Origin of the sequence: Bacillus cereus group sp. BfR-BA-01310, assembly GCF_022664325.1 — a bacterium.
Taxonomy (GTDB): domain Bacteria; phylum Bacillota; class Bacilli; order Bacillales; family Bacillaceae_G; genus Bacillus_A; species Bacillus_A paramycoides.
In genome coordinates, this window is the sequence record NZ_JAKUHD010000041.1 from 1 (window position 1) to 17681 (window position 17681).

Genomic DNA, 17681 nt, shown 5'->3' on the forward strand with positions numbered 1-17681 from the left:
TACTTATGAATCTTATAATCTAATCCATTTTTCTCTAATACCTCATAAAGCTTATTTTTAGTTTCATCCATTACGTCAAAAATGGTTAACTACTCCATTATTAACAGCTCCTCACTACGTAAATTTACTAAACTAACTCTAAGAACAAGGTTGTTTCATTATGTTCATTAGTACGCACATTAAACTTTTTCCCAGTAGCTTCTAATGCACTAAAAAGCATTCTTTTATAGCCTAAATCCATAAAATCTACACTGAGTTGACCATGATTCATAATAAATTGAAGATCAGCCATCATCTTTTTAACTTTCCGTTCCATATAATAACCTCCTCAATATAGTTATATAACTTATAATACTTTTTATAGAGGAGGTTGTAATATGGCTGTTAATAAAGACAAGTACACTCAAATTCTAGTTACTTTTACAAAAGAACAAGTTAAGCAAATAGAGGATTTTTGGCACGATAACAAGATTAGTAACCGAAATGAAGCAATTCGTCAGATCGTAGACAAAGGGTTAAGTCGTAAATAATGACTACCCTTTTTATTTTCGCTAAAAAACTTAAAAACGCATATAAAGTCCGTTTCTCCCTTTACATGCGTTTTTATAACAAATACGACTCGTTATATTGATAAGTACATCAAAATTCTATACAACCAAATCTGAAGAGTCATTTTTTAGTTAAACTGATTTTTTTCATGTATTCTTTAAACAAATGAAAAAGAAAAAAGTAGTAACTCTTTCTATATCATTATTAACTTTGTCCTCAATCTTCCTCATGTAATACTTGGAAATCAGTAACAAGTGAAACAAGTTTTCCTTCTTCATCGATTCCCCAATAGGAAGGATAAAATCCATCCCCATAACCTGAACGGAACATAATGATATTACTTCCTGTCTCCTCACACACCACACAATTTCCCCAATCATCATCATGTTCTGTTAGTACGTCATCTATAAGATCATCATACAAACTAATAAATTCTTCCCCTAGCTCTCGTTGTAGCCTACCTTCTATTTCCTCGAGCTTATTAATTGCTTCAACATCCGCAAAGCACCCTAATCCTGTATCGACTGGGTAACCAAAAATATATCCTTCTTCCAGTTCACTAACATTTTGTCCTGGTTTTGTTGCCATCTTCCATTCTATTACTTTTGATTCCGATAATTTTAATTCAGCACCAGCAATTATTCCATCTTTCTTATGCCACCAAGTAACGATTGGATATGTACCTGGCTGAATTGTTTGTTGGAAAGGATTTTTATTAAAAATGAGGGGATCACAAGCAATAATTTTACCTGATGTAACTTTCAACTGGTCCAATGCTTCAGAACTTAGAACCTCACTATCTAGTTTAGATAATTCACGTAATAGCTTTGACATAATGTTTCTCTCCCTTTCATTTTCTTATTATTGAAAAGCTTGTTCATAAAGAGAAATGTTAATTGGTAAGAGTTTTCCCATCTCGTCCACCTAACTTCGTTGTTGACTTGAACTTTGAGATGGGGTATCACTGCCCCAAAATAGTGGGAAAACCCAGTATTTATCTCTACTCAAGTTCCTTTATGAGTAACACACAGCTCATGTATTAATTGATTCTGTATGTGTACATGTTGTTGCTTTGAAATAAAGTTTGATTAGAATCACCCTCTCAAACCGGCATTTTTCAATAAATAAAAAGAATCCACCTTGAAAAAAAATTGATCAAAATGGATTTTTTTTAGCAAATTTAAGTTGGTTTTTATAAAAAAGCTTGATCATTTTCTACCTGAGTTACTCCACAATACTTTATAATTATTGTCTAACTTCTTTTTCTACATAATCTAGGTTTTAAAACTTATATAACGATTAATTGGTGAATGAACCAACAATGGCTCCTATCAGCATGATGATGTCAAATATCAAAAATATAAATGTCCAAGTAAAATTTCTTATAAAGAAAAATTTACTATAAGTGTCAATTTTATATTGTTTTCCTTCTTCATCAGTCACAATCTTAATACCTTCATCTTTTACAAAATATTTAGTAAAAAGATAGTTAATTAAAGCAGGTAAAAACATCAATGATAACATTACAAATCCAATTAATTTACTCAACAAACTTTCTAGTTCAATATTCATATCCATTCTCATACCCGCTAGAGCTATAACAGGTATATACCCCAAAAACAAGGCTAATGGAACTAAAAGACCTTTTCCTTTCCAAATAAATAAAATAAAAATAATTCCTTCCCTCTTCTTTAAATAGTGCTATAAAGCTATTATTTTTTCTTCAAATCAATAAATTCTAAAGACGATAATGTTGTATCTTTGGGATCGGTATCTTTAAAAATTATAATTGCTTTTACATCTTCTATATTATCAACAGCATTTTCTGAAAGTAATACAATATAATAATTTTTAGATATACGCGCTGTTTGTGTGTATTTTAATTTTCCTAATTCTTCTTTTGAAAAATTTTCATTAATTTTTGAAGATAAGCCCTCTTTAACTTGTTGATTCATAGTACCAAGTTCTTGAAAACCGTTGCGGAGTTGTTCCGTTATGCCTGATGACTCTGCATAACTTTCTGAAAGTTCTTCCGTCTGATTAGGAATTTCATAATACTTTTCGATATTTTTATACATAGTATTCTTATGGATTGGATTCTCTGCTGATATGTCTTCTGGTAATATAGACCCTATGCCAACTTTATCTTTATACTTATTCGTCAATATATCATAATTCTTTTTATTTTTTTCTACCTTTATAATCTTAAACCAATCATTAAATTCATCTTTAGTTGTGAATTCATCTAAATTTAAATGTCCTATTTCATCTGGCTTAGCACTTATAGTAAGTGTTAAATATTTTCCATATGGTTCTTCTTTTTTATCATCAATAATTCCTTCTATTACGGTCTCATATCTATTTTCCTGCAATTTCTTTGTAGATATAGAGGAATAAGGAAAGATATAACCAACATCATTCTCACTAAACTTAGAAACTACAGCATTATAGTTTATAAAACCATTACTACGTACAAATTTATTAATATCATCAGAAAGATCTGCGCTAGAAACTTTATTTTCTTTTGTACATCCTACCATTAATAGTAGACCAAAAAGAAAAAATCCAATTACTTTAACAATTTTTTTCATTATTCTACTCTCCTATATTTTTCCGTTTCAAATTCTAACTATGGACGTTGCCTCATTTTTCATTAATGAACCCTTTTTATACTTTACGCTCTTTAAAAAAGTTAGACGCAATGAAACAAGCTATTCCAGCAATAAGAACACTAAATGATAATACCTTATTTGTATTTTCAAACTGTATAATATCTGTAATCACATTAAGCATAATTAGTCCCCAAACAAATAAAATCGGCCCGAAAAAAAGTAATATTTTCCCTAATAATGAACGTTTTCTCATAATCTCCCACCTTTCCCATATATATATATTCTATCATAATTTTAATTGTTAATTCCTAGTTTTGGGGATGATTTTCCAGGTGATGATTAGATTATTTCAGTTCATCTTTTTTATAAACGGTTAAACTTTCTTCAAAACGGTATGACTTTTTTATAAACAGTACAACTTTGTTTTAAATTGATTGTTATCTTGTTTTACTATCTATACTGTTTATTGCTTCCATCCAGTACTTCTCACCCTCTTTTACCTTAGTCATGGCCTTATCTACTTTCGTTTCATCCCCATCATTTAGTGCATCTATCATTAATTGGAAACCTTCACCGTATACATCCATTGCTTTTACAATGTTCTTTTGGTCTCCTTCGAATCCGCTAGGTGCTTTTAAGTTTCTTAGTTTACCTAAGTGAACCTTTGCCCCTCCTAGACTTAGAGTCAACTCACTTTTCTTTTGTTGATAATCTTTCGTACTTGAGTTTGCAATCTTATCTACTAGGTCTAACGTATTTGCAACTTCAGTAGAATGAGTTATAATGTCTGACATGTACTTCTTTGTTTCTGCATTAACTGAATCAGAAGTTTTAAAGTTAGGTGCATAGTTAGAGTTTATTCTTAATGACTGACCGTTTTCATCTCTAAGTAAAGGATTAGGTTCTTCAAAATTACCATTAGAACTACTAGAACTGTTTGATTTATTATTTGAAGAACTACTTGAAGAACTACTATCGTCTATTCTTAATGACTCACCGTTTTCTCCTCTAAGTAAGGGATTATCTTCTTTTGAAGAACTACTAGAGTTACTCTTCTTGTCTTCCCCTTTTGCTACTGTTAAATTATCTTCTTTCTTATATCTAAATACTTTTCAGCTATTAGATTACATATACTCTCAAACGCTTCATTCGCTTTCATATTACATCTCCAATTCAAACTACTTAAGATTCTATGGATTTTCTGCTAACATTAAAAGGATCTATGTTATTTTCCTCTAACAACTCTTCAAATTTTTCTGTCCCATATTTCACAAAACATTCATATTCCAACTGAGAAATAAAGAATGCTAACAGAACTTTACCATCTTTCTCTTCATTTCCAGTACACACATCACTATATTCTTCTGGGAAAGCGAATGGTTCAGTAAAGTAAACTGCGCTTTTATTGTATTTTTGAACAAATGATTTATCAATACTTTCAATACCACTAATTGCTGTTCCTCGTCCTATCTCTATTCCATTATCTATACAATAAAATAACGCACTAGCAAGAATATACGCTGTACTATTAAATACTCCATCAACTACCATTGAAATTTCAACATTATCTCTTACTATTTCTTCATATTTACTGAATCCAAGTGTATTAAAAACTAAACATTCTTCAAATACATTTTCATATTTTAAAATTTGTATACTTGGGAGCTCTTCATTATTCTTAAACACCTCTCGATCTATTGGATTACCTAAATATTTACTATAATGGTCATAATAAAGTTCCCCGTAGTTAATCATTCTTTCATATCTCCTTTGTATGGTCTTTCTGATCCTTTATATGTTCCTTCTACTCCTTCAAATTTATGACTTATATTACATTCATGACATTGAACCCTTAGTCGAGCATTATATTCATCCAATACTTCTTTTCGTGTTGGTTTTACTTCACCTGCTTTCATACTTGCAACCCTTTCTGCCCAAGTATCTGGATAATGATCTAAATCATATCCAATTCTTTTTACTGGTCCATTTTTAGTATTAATGGTCTTGATGGTACAAGTTGCATCGTTTTCACATCATTTAATTCATGCCATGTTGAATTGTTTGCGGGTCGGAAATCTTCTATATCGCTTTTTGTAATATTCCCAGGCTTCATTCCAAATTTGCTAGCTAATTCGGGCGATTTATTAAGCTGCTCAGCTAATTTTTCGTTTGCTTGAGCAAAATTAGACCGTCTAGCTTTATTTCCGTGTTTGCTACCAGTCCCACCGTACATATGGTCAATCTCCACCTGAGCCTTTGATACTGGTGAAAAATCAGGAACTCCATTCTTATTTTGGATCCCTTTTACACCCACCCCATCTAAAATACGTTTCACCCCTGGGTCTGGTGGTGGTTTAAGCGTACATAAAGATTCACCTCTTAGTCCTTCAAATCCGACCTTTTTATTCTTTTCAGTAAGAGGTGTTTGATTCCGTCTTTCTTCATATGTACTAGCAAATTCCTCTTGCTTGAAGGCCGGTGGAATATCCTCAACTTTACTTGGTCACGTATCCTTACCAAAAACCTTATCCCCAGTCTCCTTCATAAACTGATAAGCATCTTTCAGAGAGTTTGATCCTCCGCACCCTTAGAACTGGTTTCTTTCACTGAACTGCTAAAAGAAAATTTCTATTTTCAATAAGACTACGTTTTCGAACTGTAATCAATCATAAATATCTTTTTATCATCTGATCCTTGAATTCAAATAAAAAGTTTTTTAATAGAAATAAAAAAAAGCTCAATACAACCAAATTAATGGTGTACTGAGCACATTAATAACTTATATAATTACAAAATTTTAAGTTTAGATTAACTCAAACAATAATTAACACTAAGTTTATTAATTTTCTTTCAAAAATTTTAAATACTTTCCATCTTCTTCACTAAAGCATCTACCTCTGGATTTCTTATTAGCTATCTCTAAATACTCTCTAGATTTAGAGAAATCCCCTACCTCATAAGCCACCTTGCCAGCCCAGAATTCTCGTTCGCCTGTATCTCCTCTTTCAGGATCTGCGACAAATATTTTATCAACCCATCTTTTCATCCGTTCAACATCACTTAATAAAGTAGAGATATCTAAAATACCCCATATTATTAAAAAGCTCTCGTCATAAGTTACTTTATCATTTGGAAGTTCTCCCCATGCTTGCTCCAATAAAAAAACAGACTCTTCTAAATTTCCCTTATCAAACTCTTCATTACTCTTATCCATTAATCCTTGTATATAGGCACCTTTTTCACCTGTTACATAAGCCATTACTATCTACCTCCTAAATCTCATCTTTAATCACTTCAAAATATTTATCATCTTCAGTATAAAAAATCGAATATCCTTCAAGAATATATGCCCTTAGCAAATACTCTTTAGATTTATTGACATCTCCTAATTCATACAAACTTTCACCGAGACGTAACATAATAAAAGGGTTTGCTATTCCATCAGGACAATTAATTGCATTAAATAAAAAGTCTTTAGAAGCGCTAAAATCTCTATTCATATAACATGTGTCACCTAATGCTGTGTAAATCCATGTACTTGCTGCCCAATTATATTTGGGCTCTGGAACTAAATCTAAAGCTTCCAAGTACATTTTTATTGCATTCTCATATTCAAAACGATCAACTAAGTCATCACCTTGAGAACATATACTTACTATTCTTTCATGCAGTTCATCCTGTAATTCCAATATAAACTCCCCCTAATTATCTGGTGGTAAATATGTCTGTCCTAAACTAGCACCTTCAGAACGGTTTTTACTATAGTGTTCCAAATAATAATTATCTGGATCAAGCATCCAATCTCTTACTTCTTTAGACTTTGGTTTATATTTCTTCCGTCCAACTTCATTCCACCAAGTAACTGCATCTGTTTTATGTGCCATATCTGCTTCACTTAACGGACGCCACTTATTGTTACCGTCTAAAAATTCAGTTTTACCACGTACTGTTCGTATTTTTGGTGGATCTTCATTTTTCATTCTCTCTATTACTGCTTTACCAGTTCTGGAGTCTTTGCTATCAATTTCCAAAAAACCAATTTTTTATATTCTATTATGTGTATCCCTTACAAATAGTAATGCTTAAATTGCAACATCTTGGTAACCTACTTCAGTTACTTGTTCATCTAATAGACGAAGCCCTAGTCCATTTTCTATATCCCATGTACAATTAAATGTAATTCCAATATCTCGTCCTTCAAAAATCCCCGCATATGGAACAATAATTCCATCTAAATTGATAATTTCTAGTATTTGATCAGTTGTTTCAACTAATGGATAACTTTCATTTACTTCAATATCATAACCTAGTTCATGTCGCTCTTGTTTATAATACTCTAAAATCGGTTGCAAAAACCTTTGTTGCAAGTGTTCCCAATTTTGCATAAGCGAAGTGTATGCTACATATTGTTCTTCCTCAAATTGACCAGACTCATCACCCTTCACTATCAATTCTATTTCGACTTCATTTCCCAAAAAACTAATGGTAGTATCCTTAGACCACACAAAATCATATTCGAGTTTACCGAAAACTGAATCATTTATTCTCATTTTAATTCTCCCTTTTATTTATTGGCAAATTCTCCTGGCTTAAACGCTCCTGCATTTATCTCTCCTACGCCGCCAAGATGCCCAAATTTTCCATTTATTTCTGATGGTACAAGTTGTATTGATTTCTCTTTCCTTTGCCGAGTTGTAATTTCGCTTCGACACTATCAATCCGACCAAAGTTGTTGGTTTCATAGGTATATCCTTCTTTTGTTTTGTACTTCACATTTGGTTTTAGTTCTTTTTTGTTACCAGTCTTACGAAATTGTGTTCCATAAGGGACATCTACTTTACTACTATTATCCGTACCCTTAACACCACTATCGAGATTCTACTCTGAATACTCGCTTTAGAGATGCCACGGTGCTTCTTTTACTTTTCCCTAGAATTTGTTCCCCCGTATCTACTTACGCTTCCATCGGGTAATATTTCTACACCTTTAATGAAGGGGAATATGTTGTCCACAATTTTTGCTAGTTTAATTTCAATTATATAATATTCACGACTTATTTTATTTCATTTATCAATCCGTATATACAATCTATATTTTATTTGTTTATCGAGTCTTAATATATCTATGAAAAAAGCACTTGTTGCCATAAATGACAATCAAGTGCTTTAAGTTCATATATTTTTAAATAGCATAAATTTGTAAGTTTTCAAGTTATTGTGCGACACCTTTTATATGTCATGACGACTACTACATTAAAGCTTACGAGTTTGTACGAGTTCTTTAGTTTAATATACATTCCATGCATTTATATTGATCGCCTAATAAAATGTCATCTCGCCTAAGCTCGTACTTCGTTTTCTATTCTATCATTGCACATAATACTCTTTGATGGTACAACCATCATGAGGTCTGTACTTTTTAATACCCTATTTTAAATAGCAACATCTTGATAACCTACTTCATCTACCTTTTCATTTATAAGACGAATTCCTAAACCATTTTCCTCATCCCATGAACAATCAAACGAGACCCCTACATCACGTCCATCGCGAAGGAAATCATACGGAACAGAAATACCTACTAATGTTATATGTTCTATTAATTGATCAACTGTTTCAATTAATGGGTAGTCTTCATTAAATACAACATCATAACCAAGCCCATGCCTTTTTTGTTTATAATAATTTAAAATTGGTTGTATTATGTTATGTTGGATTTTCTCCCAATTATCCATTAATGAATTGTATGCCACATATTGACCTTCATCAAATTTACCATCATCTTCTCCTCCAATTAATAATGCTATCTCCGTGTCCTTTCCTAAAAACTTTATGGTTCTGTATCCTACCCATGTATACTGATAATCAAGTTCTCCAAAAACTTTATCATTTATTGTCATTTTATAATCTCCTTATTATTTATTTGCAAATCCTCCGGGTTTAAACGCTCCTGCGTTTATCTCTCCTACACCACCCAGATGTCCAAATTCAGCATTTATGATTGTTGGCGCGAGTTGCATTGTTTTACCCTCATTCTAACCCAGTTGTAAAAATAAAAAAGTCAATAGCCACTACGTTCTCCTAACGTTGCTATTGACTTCCTTTATTGAGCATGTACCTTTGTCAGTGTCCAAGTAACTCACAAAATAGGCACATCTCTCAACTTATTTTTCTATTTCTAGTATCAAGCCTTCCAAATTCAAAACATCTTTTTTATTTTGACTAATGTTCATGCGAAAAGTTTTAAATAGATTTGCAAGAACATGAATGATCACCTTAACACATGGCGTTATTACAATCGTACATGGCCAAAAATAGCACATTCTAGATAGCTATGCAATCTTGATATTAACTTATAAAGAAACCTTGACCGGAGTCAAGGTTGAAGACATACAATCTTAGGTCTATCTATAATACTTGATACACCTTTCTTGAAAAGGGATTCTATCATCGTGCAGCACTTCTTCTTGCAGCAATTTTGTTATAGTCTCTATTTTTACAATGAATAGTGCGAAGAAGTCGCCCGAATTTGGATATGAAAATAGTCCATACCCCTTTGATGACAGTATTTTGTTGACTTCCTGGATCTTTTCAGGTAAAAATTCGTAATTAAATGCTTCTAATCTCTCGAGTTCTTCTTGTGTTGCTAATTCAATTTGGTGGGCAAATTCGTAATCAAGAATAAAATTGACAATTTCTTGGTATTGCTCACCTTTATAGTCAACGTATAAAAACTGTTTCGTCGTCAATCCATATTTTAATAGGTCTTCATGTAAGTCATAACTTCCTTGCTCCTTCAAAAACGTTTCCAAATCCTTGCTATCAGGAAATATAATCTGCGCTATCCCTTGATTGGGCATATTAGCTTCCTCCCTTTTATTGAAATAATTCTCCATGCTTGTTAGGAATATATTCCGGGTAGTTTTTACGATAAAATTGATCGATCATCTGAAGCACTGGGTCCCACTCAGGGTATGGCTCACGTTCTCCAAACACCATTTTCGCTTCTGGAGTATTCATCAGAAAATTATCGAATTGAGTAGGTACTGGCAATCCTAGTTGTTTTCTTACATGGATCAAGAATAAGATTTCAAAAGGATAAAATCCGTATCCGAAATCACCAAATTCACCTAGCTGTCCGATTTCAGAAACTAATGCAGAATGATACTGAGACATTATCGAAATTAGATGTTCTATTTCTTCTATATCATCAGTCGACCAACGTCCCAGCACTTCATCATAAATGTTCAGGTCTTCAGGGATTAAATCGCATCGTAGTTCAGCTTCCTTAAACTTATTTATCACGGCTAGATGTAATTTTTCATTCGTTCCCATGATGGTTTTATTTTTATACTGCAAATACAGCTCTAGCAAAAACCAAATATGTCTATCCTCTTCATTGGCATCTATTAAATGCTCACCGAAGTGATGAGTCATAAAATCATATAATATATTTTCTTCTTTCTCCCATCCGTACATTGCAAAATGAACTAATGTGAGGACGACTTCGCTAAACGAATATCCCAAGATCATCTCAGGATACCTGATTGTATAGAGATCCTGCCCCATGCACTGGTAAAATAAAACCTTCTGCATGTTCTTTAATCCTTCTGCATTGTTTCCACCGCTGATCAATACATCGTTTTTCCATAGTGACAAGTAATATGAGGAAATTTTGCTTAGATTTATTAATAGTATGTGATCTTTCTTTGTTTCATTTTGCTCAACGATTTTCTCAACCTTTCTTCTACTAACATTATATTTATCTTTAACATCTTCAAATTTGATTCCATCCACAAAATTTTTGTTATATCTTTTAAAAGCCATTTCTAACTTTTTTTGGTTTATCATTGTATCCCACCTATGAATTAATCCATTTTCTTCCAGTTCTTTACCTGTAACTCATCAACGCCGAATCCAATATCAGTGATCTTGATATCTGTTTCAACTCTAATAAATTCGAATTTTAGACCAGGATTCTCCTCCTTCAGTTCCTCTAAGTTATCTCTAAAACTGGCATACCTAGAATCATTGCTTTGAACCATGTCTTGGAAGTACTTATCTCCGCCCTTTTTCTGTTTATCCGAGTAACTAAAACTAGCGGAATCTGATGCCTTCGATTCAATAATCGTTAACTTTGGCGGCGGCCCTTCCGATAGGAACGCTGCATCTATGCCTTTTCTCCCCACTTGGAATAGATCGGAAACGTCTTTACCTAAATTATTTTGTCTAGCTAAGATTTTTGTCACTTCTTCCCCAAAATCACCTTTATCATGAGAAAAATATTTTGAATTATCGATTTTTCTTTCATACTCCTTTGGGACCTCCAAGTCATAACGATCATTAATAATATCTTTCGTATCCAGCTTGTTGGCCAATTTATTTCTTTCTCGTGTTAATTTTTTGACTTCCTTGTCATTTCCCTCTTTTTTCAATCTTTCTATTTAATTTCTTTTGAGATATTGTCTGAAATGTTACTGCCAGAGCCACCTTTAACCGTACCCTTAGTTTCACTCTTAACCTCAGAAAAGGTCTGCAAAGAGACTCCGCTTTTTCAACATGCAATGAATTTCAACAATTGTTAGCTACTTCCTACTCCTTTTTCCTCATTTGCCAATCTGTTTATGCTTTCTTCAAACTTTGCAACAGGTCCATATTTTTCCCCTCTACTATCATCATACACTGTTCACAGCCCTTACAATCTATAAAATTTAAAAGTTAATACACTTATAAAATTATAATTCTCTTTTAAATTTTCACGTTAAAACACAAAAAAGCACTCTGAAATGAACCCAAAAAGTGTCTAACTTTTTGGGTTCACTTCAATTTGAATTCCAATTACTATTACTCATTTCACAATTATATACCTCTTCTAGTGTATCATTTCCATTTGTTTTACCTTTTGACACATTATAAATATCACCTGGAAATGACCAGAATGTCATCAACTCAATAAAATATTTAAATTCATTACTAAGCGAGCAATTAAATTTATCACTTAATCCTTTCCATTCTTTATCTGTTGGCTTGTCTAATACCTCGGTTTCTCTTTCTAGAATATTTGATAATATAGACTCTACTTCATTATAATTCATTTGTTTTCACCTCTATTTTTAATTTTAAATACCTTCTCCTGGTAAAACATACTCACTACCACGTGTTTTCATCTAATTTAGGTCCATTTGGTGCAAGTTCATCTGTTTTAGCAAAATCTTGATCGTATTCTTTACTTTTTATAGCTTCTTTTAGTGTTTCAAGGGTCTGTTTTAACCATTCTATAGGTGTTAAATTTAATGCCGGGAAATAAATATAAGTATTATATTTAATAAATTCCTCTTTTTCGCTATTAGTTAAATTACTGTTTAAAAATGAAAGTATATCGTTTTTAGTATTTTCAATACAGATTTTAGTAACTTCCATTATAAATTCATTAAGGGCTTTCTCAGGCGATTCAATGTCTTGGTGAAATGTTCCTGCTAAAAAATCACCTAATTCTTCATAAGGGTTATATTTATCTTCCATATAAATTCTCCTCTACTTTCCCTACACTATGTACAAGTTTTTCAACACTCTGCTTAAATTAGGGCACCGTTTGCAAACACAAAAATAGTGGCAGTCGGATTCCCCAAACTACCACTACTTTTAACCTCTTAATTTATTGAATTCTGTACACCTTTGTTTTTCAACATTACTCATGATGTACAATATTTTGATTTACTTGTTATAGAACTTCGTCTACATCGACATCCTCTATATTCACTTCATACATATTTTTAATATTTACTTCTTTCGGTACCCATGCATAATAATTCTGATCATTATCTAAAATAAATTGAACTAATTTTGTTTCTGATTCATTCCAGAAATTTTTAAGATTCTCAATGTAGTCCTCTAAATCCTCTTTATAGTCCAATTGTAAAATATAATCTCTTACGGTAAGGGCAAAAACAATTAAACATCCTAAGAGATTTTTTTGCTCATTTTCTTCTTCATACTCTTGTAGTAAAAACCACACTTGACCTATTCCTATCGTTTTTTTGTATTTTTCATAAAAACTACCATCATCCATATTCTCATAATCATGTATCAATTCATTGACCAATGAATGCCATCTTGGAGGAATAATGTTTTCCAATACAGGATTATTTTCAATTCCTTCTACTATTTCATCTATCTCTGCCGCCTCATCCTCATAGTTATATTCACTTAGGGATATATGATTGAATGTCATTGAATTCTTGTAATGCGCCAAATCATATGGATAGTGATTATTATTTTTTAGGCTTGTATCATCAAGTTCTAGTATCTTTGCTAGTGCGGCTGTCTCAAAGCTCCAATACCCTACATATCCAGGTTCTTTATGTGCATTTTTCCATTCATAATCATAATGGCCTTTAAACCATTCTTTCTCCATATACGTTTTCAATCTTTTAGATGCTTCTTTCTTATCTGTTTGTGCAAGTTCTATAATCTCTCTTGTTTTTGCATATGGATTTTCTTTAAAATAAACATTAGTTATTTTTGTATACCCAATATCACTAGCACATAATAAAAAATCAATTACTGAATCATTCATATTTTTTTTATCAACTATCTTCTTTAATTTTTCTATATTCTTTTTATCCGTTTCTAATAAAATTCCTAAGGAAATTATCCAAAGCATATATATATATCCAACTTTGCTAGTCCCTGTATGCTCCAAAGCAATAACGGCATTCTCAAAATCTACTTCCATTGTATGGATAGCTTCCCCTAAGGAATATTTTGCATTAATATCCTCCAACCCAAAAATAAAATTTGATAGATATCTTCCTTCTATAATACTTTTATTATCATTAGGATTTCTTTGAATACCATTTTTTTCATCTTCTTCTAAACTTTTAATATCCTCTCTATTTTCTTCAATAAACTCTTTATTATATTCTATTCCTTCTCTACATTTTTCTTCTATACATAAATGATCTCTCATACCATTCGATTCCTCCTAGCTTCTAAAATTATGGCCATTCTCCAATAATGTCTCCCTTGGCATCTATTCTATATGTTTTTACATTTCCACTACTATCGACTTTTGATAATACTCTTTCAACTTTACCATCTTGCAATGCATTTGAAATCTTTATTGCTAATTTCTTATCTCCATCAACAGCTTTCAATATTCTACTTTTTCCAGTTTCAGAACCTTTCAACCAATCATTTGACATTTGTGGTCCATCTTTAGTTTTTCCTAATTTTGAACTACCAAACTTAGCTTCATCAATAACATATTTGATCTTTGATTCTGCATTTGTATTTTCGTATAATCCGTCAATCCCTTTTACTATTTTATCATCTATGCTTGATGGTGCACCTTTGCCGACTGGCTTTAAATCAAATCCAGCATCTTTTAAACTTTGATTGTTTAATAAATTGTCACTGGATTTTATTTCACCATAATTACCTTTTTGCTTATTTGTAGCTGTTTTCGGGTTAAAGTCTTCCATATTTCCTTTTTTACCTTCACCCGTACCCTTACCTCCACCAGAAGACGGAGAAGACTGGAATTTTTGAAGAGTATCCTTACCATTTTGAATTGCATTACGCCCAGCAAATAGACCATGTCCAACAAGACCAACTCCAGCCGTTGTAGCGGCTGCATCAAATGTAATAGCAATTGGTGATGCTAATCCACCAGTTCCTACTGTTGCGACTAGAGTTAAAAAATTAGAGCCGCCTATGACGGTAAGGCCTTCTAGAATTTCTATGATGGAAGCCGCTCCTGCTATAACATTTCCCGTGAACCTTCCCGCTTGATAAGTTAACTTGCTTTCTAATTCATCATTATCAGGTGATTCTAGTCCAATAACGCTTTCGAAAGCCGCACTGCCGGCGCCTTGAAAAAATTCTTTCATAAATTCCCAAGTACCGATAGCTGTTTTTTCGTACCATGGTCTATTGGCCTCTTGTTCTCGTAAAGCAATTGCTTTTTCAATTTGTGCTTCACGAGCTTTACTTTCTGTAATTGCTTGAATAGGCCCCGTCCACTCCATATTCAATTCTTGTATGCTAAATGTTCCACTTGCGGGGCTGAAACCTTTCCCACTTTGCACTTCCGCAAGACCTTGCGCGATACTCGCAGCTAATTGAAGTGCAGTATCATAATTACTACTAGAAGTATAATTAAATTCATATAGATGATCCAGCTTTTCTTGCAGTTTTTTCCTCATGACAGTAAAAAGATTCACCATAGCGTCCATACCCGGGATTGGCATAGCTTGACTGATGGCTTCCATACTTGTTTTCATTCGGTCAATTTCTCGAATTTGTTCTAATAACTCTTGTTCAATGACATCAGTTGAAGCTACTTGTGATTGAAATTGACTTGGAAAGGCATCATTCTGACGGATTAATTCTTCACATAAGTAAATGATTCCTTGTGCTAAAGGACGAAAGGTTTGTACAAAAAATGATTTTGCACTGCTATATGTTTGTCCTTGTAGAACCATATCGATTGCAAAAGCGTCAATCGACTGAATGGCTTGTTCCATACCTTGAATCGTAGCCGTACATACAGCGTTCATGCTTTGTGTTTGCGTATGTACTTCCCCTAGATACATATTCAAACTCATGAATTGACCTCCTTTGCTAGATTTTGTTTTTGATAGTAAAGGTCATTTTCTAAGTCACTAAGATTTCGTTTTTCCTTAAGCAATGTTTCTTTTTGATTTTCCAATTCGAAAGTAAGTTTTCGCTCAATATATTGTGCATCTTGACTCATATTCATAAAAAACAATGACATTTCTCTATCTCTATGCCAAGTTCCTAAAATACGGTCAAACAAACGATGGTTTTGATTTTTCCATACATGAAAGTCTACTTCTACTTGTTCCTGTGTTTGAATCGCAGATTGATTCCGATTCTGTTCGTCAAATACATTTCGTAATTTTTGATTTAATTGGTTAATTTGTTTGTCAATATCTTGACTCATCTTTTTCCTCCTACCGTTTTACTTTACGTAGGTTATCATATTAGCGAAAAGTATTTTGAAGTTCGTTATCCATTCTCTCAAACTCGTTAGCTACCGAATGAATATTATCAACCGCCTGTTGAAAGGCGACAGAAAATTGTTTCGTCAAATCTAAAACTTGTTGGTTCACTTCTTGTGCTTTTGAATTAACAGAAAGCGTAGTACGCGTCGCCTTTTTTATAGAGCGATTTGTTGCACTTTGGATGGTATCCGAAGCTGCTCTCATCTGCGTAGCGATTTGTTGTGCCGATTGAAAATTACTTTGAAATTGTCCCATCGTATAACCCCTTTCTATATTTCTATGAACGTATTTAAGAAGGGGAGTGCCCAGTATGTATGTCCATTATCCTATTGTTTTTTATAGGAACCCTCCTGGAAAAATATTGCAGATATAATTATAACAATAAATGGGTAAAGCTTCCTCAAAAAAATATATTTTACAACATATGTGTTTGTTATAGTTTTCAATAGGTAATGTAGTATATCGTAGAGGTAAAATACTAATGGGAAAGTAATAAAATGATGCTAATGATTTATATTATGCTGTGTGGGCTGAAAAGGATGGTTGGTTAAATCTTGGTGGAGAGCAATGGATTAAGAACCATCCATCTTATGTTAAAATGATCCCATCTCTCCTTTTATGTAACTGCTTAATTAAAATATTGTTTTAACAACTCACCACCTGTTTTAATTATTGTATACCATTGTCCGTCATACTCTTTTCCTTCTGACGGATTATGGAAGTCTTCATATCTTTCTAAATCTTTGTTTGTCTCAAATTCTTCCTTCACACTCTCTAAGTCTTCATCTTCAATCCCACCGAAAACCCTCCCCATTTCATAGTTTCCATCTTCGTCAATACGTTCTTGTAAGAAATAATGTTTGTCTTCTTCTAAAGGAGTTATCTTACCTTTTCTTATCGAGTATAGGTGTTTTGTTTCTACTACCTCTACCATTATTGTAAACCAACCAACTCTTACAATGGTGCATGGTGTTAACCCTTCAAATGTAAGTGCAACTACTTTTTGGTCTTTCTCCAATTTCCCCATCTTCCCTACCCCTATTCTTCAAATATTTTCTTTTTACTACGTTTATGTTCATTTGTATGTTCAGATACGACTACATGTTTGTTTTGACGTAAGAAATCCTCTAAATCAAATGCAATAAACGGTTCACTTACCATTTGTGCATGTAATTGACCTTCCTCGTCTTTTACAACTACTGTGTCTAGTAATCCATCACCGCTTAACACATCACCTAGTTTTAGTTCTTCACCTTTTGCTGATTGAATACCTGTTTTGATGTTTTCGGTGATGAGTTTTGGAACTGATTTTCAACCGTAATTCATTCTAATTTAGTAAAAATATATAAAGTTCCACAAACGACCGTTTATGGAACAACTTTAGCGTATGAAATTCGTGTTTTGTTTTGTTTTGTTTTGTTTTGTTTTGTTTTGTTTTGTTTTGTTTTGTTTTGTTTTGTTTTGTTTTGTTTTGTTTTGTTTTGTTTTGTTTT

25 protein-coding genes and 4 pseudogenes are annotated in these 17681 nt (G+C 32.7%); 1 reads left to right on the forward strand and 28 read right to left on the reverse strand.

The window, feature by feature from the left end:
• Positions 1-127: 127 nt before the first annotated feature.
• Positions 128-316: a hypothetical protein gene (locus MR109_RS28075; RefSeq protein ID WP_016128419.1), complete on the reverse strand. Its 189-nt coding sequence runs from the start codon at positions 314-316 to the stop codon at positions 128-130.
• Positions 317-377: 61 nt separating this feature from the next.
• On the opposite strand from MR109_RS28075, the gene MR109_RS28080 reads away from it, so the two are divergent.
• The gene (locus MR109_RS28080) at positions 378-530 is read left to right on the forward strand and encodes a ribbon-helix-helix domain-containing protein (RefSeq protein ID WP_000290206.1); all 153 of its coding nucleotides are present in this window, start codon (positions 378-380) and stop codon (positions 528-530) included.
• 235 nt (positions 531-765) lie between these two features.
• Here the strand turns inward: MR109_RS28080 and MR109_RS28085 are convergent, their stop codons facing one another.
• From MR109_RS28085 to MR109_RS28210, 27 genes and pseudogenes are all read right to left on the reverse strand, one after another.
• Positions 766-1383 (reverse strand): DUF4241 domain-containing protein, encoded by a 618-nt coding sequence (locus MR109_RS28085; protein WP_242274676.1) that lies wholly within the window; start codon positions 1381-1383, stop codon positions 766-768.
• Between the two features lie 465 nt (positions 1384-1848).
• Positions 1849-2127: a hypothetical protein gene (locus tag MR109_RS28090; RefSeq protein ID WP_242274677.1), complete on the reverse strand. Its 279-nt coding sequence runs from the start codon at positions 2125-2127 to the stop codon at positions 1849-1851.
• Between the two features lie 134 nt (positions 2128-2261).
• Positions 2262-3140: a hypothetical protein gene (locus tag MR109_RS28095; RefSeq protein ID WP_242274678.1), complete on the reverse strand. Its 879-nt coding sequence runs from the start codon at positions 3138-3140 to the stop codon at positions 2262-2264.
• A gap of 76 nt (positions 3141-3216) precedes the next feature.
• A complete protein-coding gene (locus tag MR109_RS28100) occupies positions 3217-3414 on the reverse strand; it encodes a hypothetical protein (RefSeq protein ID WP_001231844.1) in 198 nt (65 codons plus the stop codon).
• A 184-nt stretch (positions 3415-3598) separates the two neighbouring features.
• On the reverse strand, positions 3599-3955 hold the full coding sequence (locus MR109_RS28105) for a DUF7018 domain-containing (lipo)protein (RefSeq protein ID WP_242274679.1): 357 nt from the start codon (positions 3953-3955) through the stop codon (positions 3599-3601).
• A 388-nt stretch (positions 3956-4343) separates the two neighbouring features.
• A complete protein-coding gene (locus MR109_RS28110; RefSeq protein ID WP_242274680.1) occupies positions 4344-4916 on the reverse strand; it encodes a suppressor of fused domain protein in 573 nt (190 codons plus the stop codon).
• The gene (locus tag MR109_RS28115) at positions 4913-5170 is read right to left on the reverse strand and encodes a GH-E family nuclease (RefSeq protein ID WP_308197307.1); all 258 of its coding nucleotides are present in this window, start codon (positions 5168-5170) and stop codon (positions 4913-4915) included. Before MR109_RS28115 ends, MR109_RS28110 begins: the two co-directional genes overlap by 4 nt.
• Positions 5137-5496 (reverse strand): HNH endonuclease, encoded by a 360-nt coding sequence (locus tag MR109_RS30335; RefSeq protein ID WP_374202590.1) that lies wholly within the window; start codon positions 5494-5496, stop codon positions 5137-5139. Before MR109_RS30335 ends, MR109_RS28115 begins: the two co-directional genes overlap by 34 nt.
• Positions 5497-6000: 504 nt before the next feature.
• Entirely contained in the window at positions 6001-6420 is a 420-nt protein-coding gene (locus tag MR109_RS28125) for a hypothetical protein (protein WP_242274681.1), read from the reverse strand.
• Between the two features lie 13 nt (positions 6421-6433).
• On the reverse strand, positions 6434-6850 hold the full coding sequence (locus MR109_RS28130; protein ID WP_242274682.1) for a tetratricopeptide repeat protein: 417 nt from the start codon (positions 6848-6850) through the stop codon (positions 6434-6436).
• A 12-nt stretch (positions 6851-6862) separates the two neighbouring features.
• Positions 6863-7141, reverse strand: a complete 279-nt coding sequence (locus MR109_RS28135) for a GH-E family nuclease (protein WP_242274683.1) — start codon at positions 7139-7141, stop codon at positions 6863-6865.
• A gap of 102 nt (positions 7142-7243) precedes the next feature.
• Positions 7244-7711 (reverse strand): DUF6985 domain-containing protein, encoded by a 468-nt coding sequence (locus MR109_RS28140; protein WP_242274684.1) that lies wholly within the window; start codon positions 7709-7711, stop codon positions 7244-7246.
• A gap of 14 nt (positions 7712-7725) precedes the next feature.
• Positions 7726-7833: pseudogene (locus MR109_RS30590) on the reverse strand (HNH endonuclease family protein); the annotation flags it as partial.
• Positions 7827-7997: pseudogene (locus MR109_RS28150) on the reverse strand (hypothetical protein); the annotation flags it as partial. The pseudogenes MR109_RS30590 and MR109_RS28150, both read right to left, overlap by 7 nt.
• 595 nt (positions 7998-8592) lie before the next feature.
• Positions 8593-9060, reverse strand: a complete 468-nt coding sequence (locus tag MR109_RS28155) for a DUF6985 domain-containing protein (RefSeq protein WP_242274685.1) — start codon at positions 9058-9060, stop codon at positions 8593-8595.
• 15 nt (positions 9061-9075) lie between these two features.
• A pseudogene (locus tag MR109_RS30595) lies at positions 9076-9195 on the reverse strand (HNH endonuclease family protein); the annotation flags it as partial.
• Between the two features lie 369 nt (positions 9196-9564).
• On the reverse strand, positions 9565-10020 hold the full coding sequence (locus MR109_RS28160) for a hypothetical protein (RefSeq protein WP_242274686.1): 456 nt from the start codon (positions 10018-10020) through the stop codon (positions 9565-9567).
• A 16-nt stretch (positions 10021-10036) separates the two neighbouring features.
• Entirely contained in the window at positions 10037-11011 is a 975-nt protein-coding gene (locus MR109_RS28165; protein ID WP_242274687.1) for a hypothetical protein, read from the reverse strand.
• A 17-nt stretch (positions 11012-11028) separates the two neighbouring features.
• Complete coding sequence (locus MR109_RS28170; RefSeq protein ID WP_242274688.1) at positions 11029-11538, reverse strand: hypothetical protein; 510 nt, start codon at positions 11536-11538, stop codon at positions 11029-11031.
• A gap of 444 nt (positions 11539-11982) precedes the next feature.
• Positions 11983-12255, reverse strand: coding sequence for an SMI1/KNR4 family protein (locus MR109_RS28175; protein WP_242274689.1), 273 nt, complete (start codon positions 12253-12255; stop codon positions 11983-11985).
• Between the two features lie 130 nt (positions 12256-12385).
• A pseudogene (locus MR109_RS28180) lies at positions 12386-12682 on the reverse strand (contact-dependent growth inhibition system immunity protein); the annotation flags it as partial.
• A 199-nt stretch (positions 12683-12881) separates the two neighbouring features.
• Positions 12882-14129 carry a PoNi-like cognate immunity protein gene (locus MR109_RS28185; protein ID WP_242274691.1) on the reverse strand — a complete coding sequence of 416 codons (1248 nt, stop codon included), beginning with the start codon at positions 14127-14129 and terminating at the stop codon, positions 12882-12884.
• Positions 14130-14157: 28 nt separating this feature from the next.
• Positions 14158-15768 (reverse strand): T7SS effector LXG polymorphic toxin, encoded by a 1611-nt coding sequence (locus MR109_RS28190; RefSeq protein WP_242274692.1) that lies wholly within the window; start codon positions 15766-15768, stop codon positions 14158-14160.
• Complete coding sequence (locus tag MR109_RS28195; protein ID WP_242274693.1) at positions 15765-16127, reverse strand: DUF3958 family protein; 363 nt, start codon at positions 16125-16127, stop codon at positions 15765-15767. The genes MR109_RS28190 and MR109_RS28195 overlap by 4 nt, the downstream gene beginning before the upstream one ends.
• Before the next feature lie 40 nt (positions 16128-16167).
• On the reverse strand, positions 16168-16443 hold the full coding sequence (locus MR109_RS28200) for a TIGR04197 family type VII secretion effector (RefSeq protein ID WP_242274694.1): 276 nt from the start codon (positions 16441-16443) through the stop codon (positions 16168-16170).
• Between the two features lie 373 nt (positions 16444-16816).
• The gene (locus MR109_RS28205) at positions 16817-17215 is read right to left on the reverse strand and encodes a hypothetical protein (RefSeq protein ID WP_242274695.1); all 399 of its coding nucleotides are present in this window, start codon (positions 17213-17215) and stop codon (positions 16817-16819) included.
• An 11-nt stretch (positions 17216-17226) separates the two neighbouring features.
• The gene (locus MR109_RS28210; RefSeq protein ID WP_242274696.1) at positions 17227-17418 is read right to left on the reverse strand and encodes a hypothetical protein; all 192 of its coding nucleotides are present in this window, start codon (positions 17416-17418) and stop codon (positions 17227-17229) included.
• Between the last annotated feature and the right edge of the window lie 263 nt (positions 17419-17681).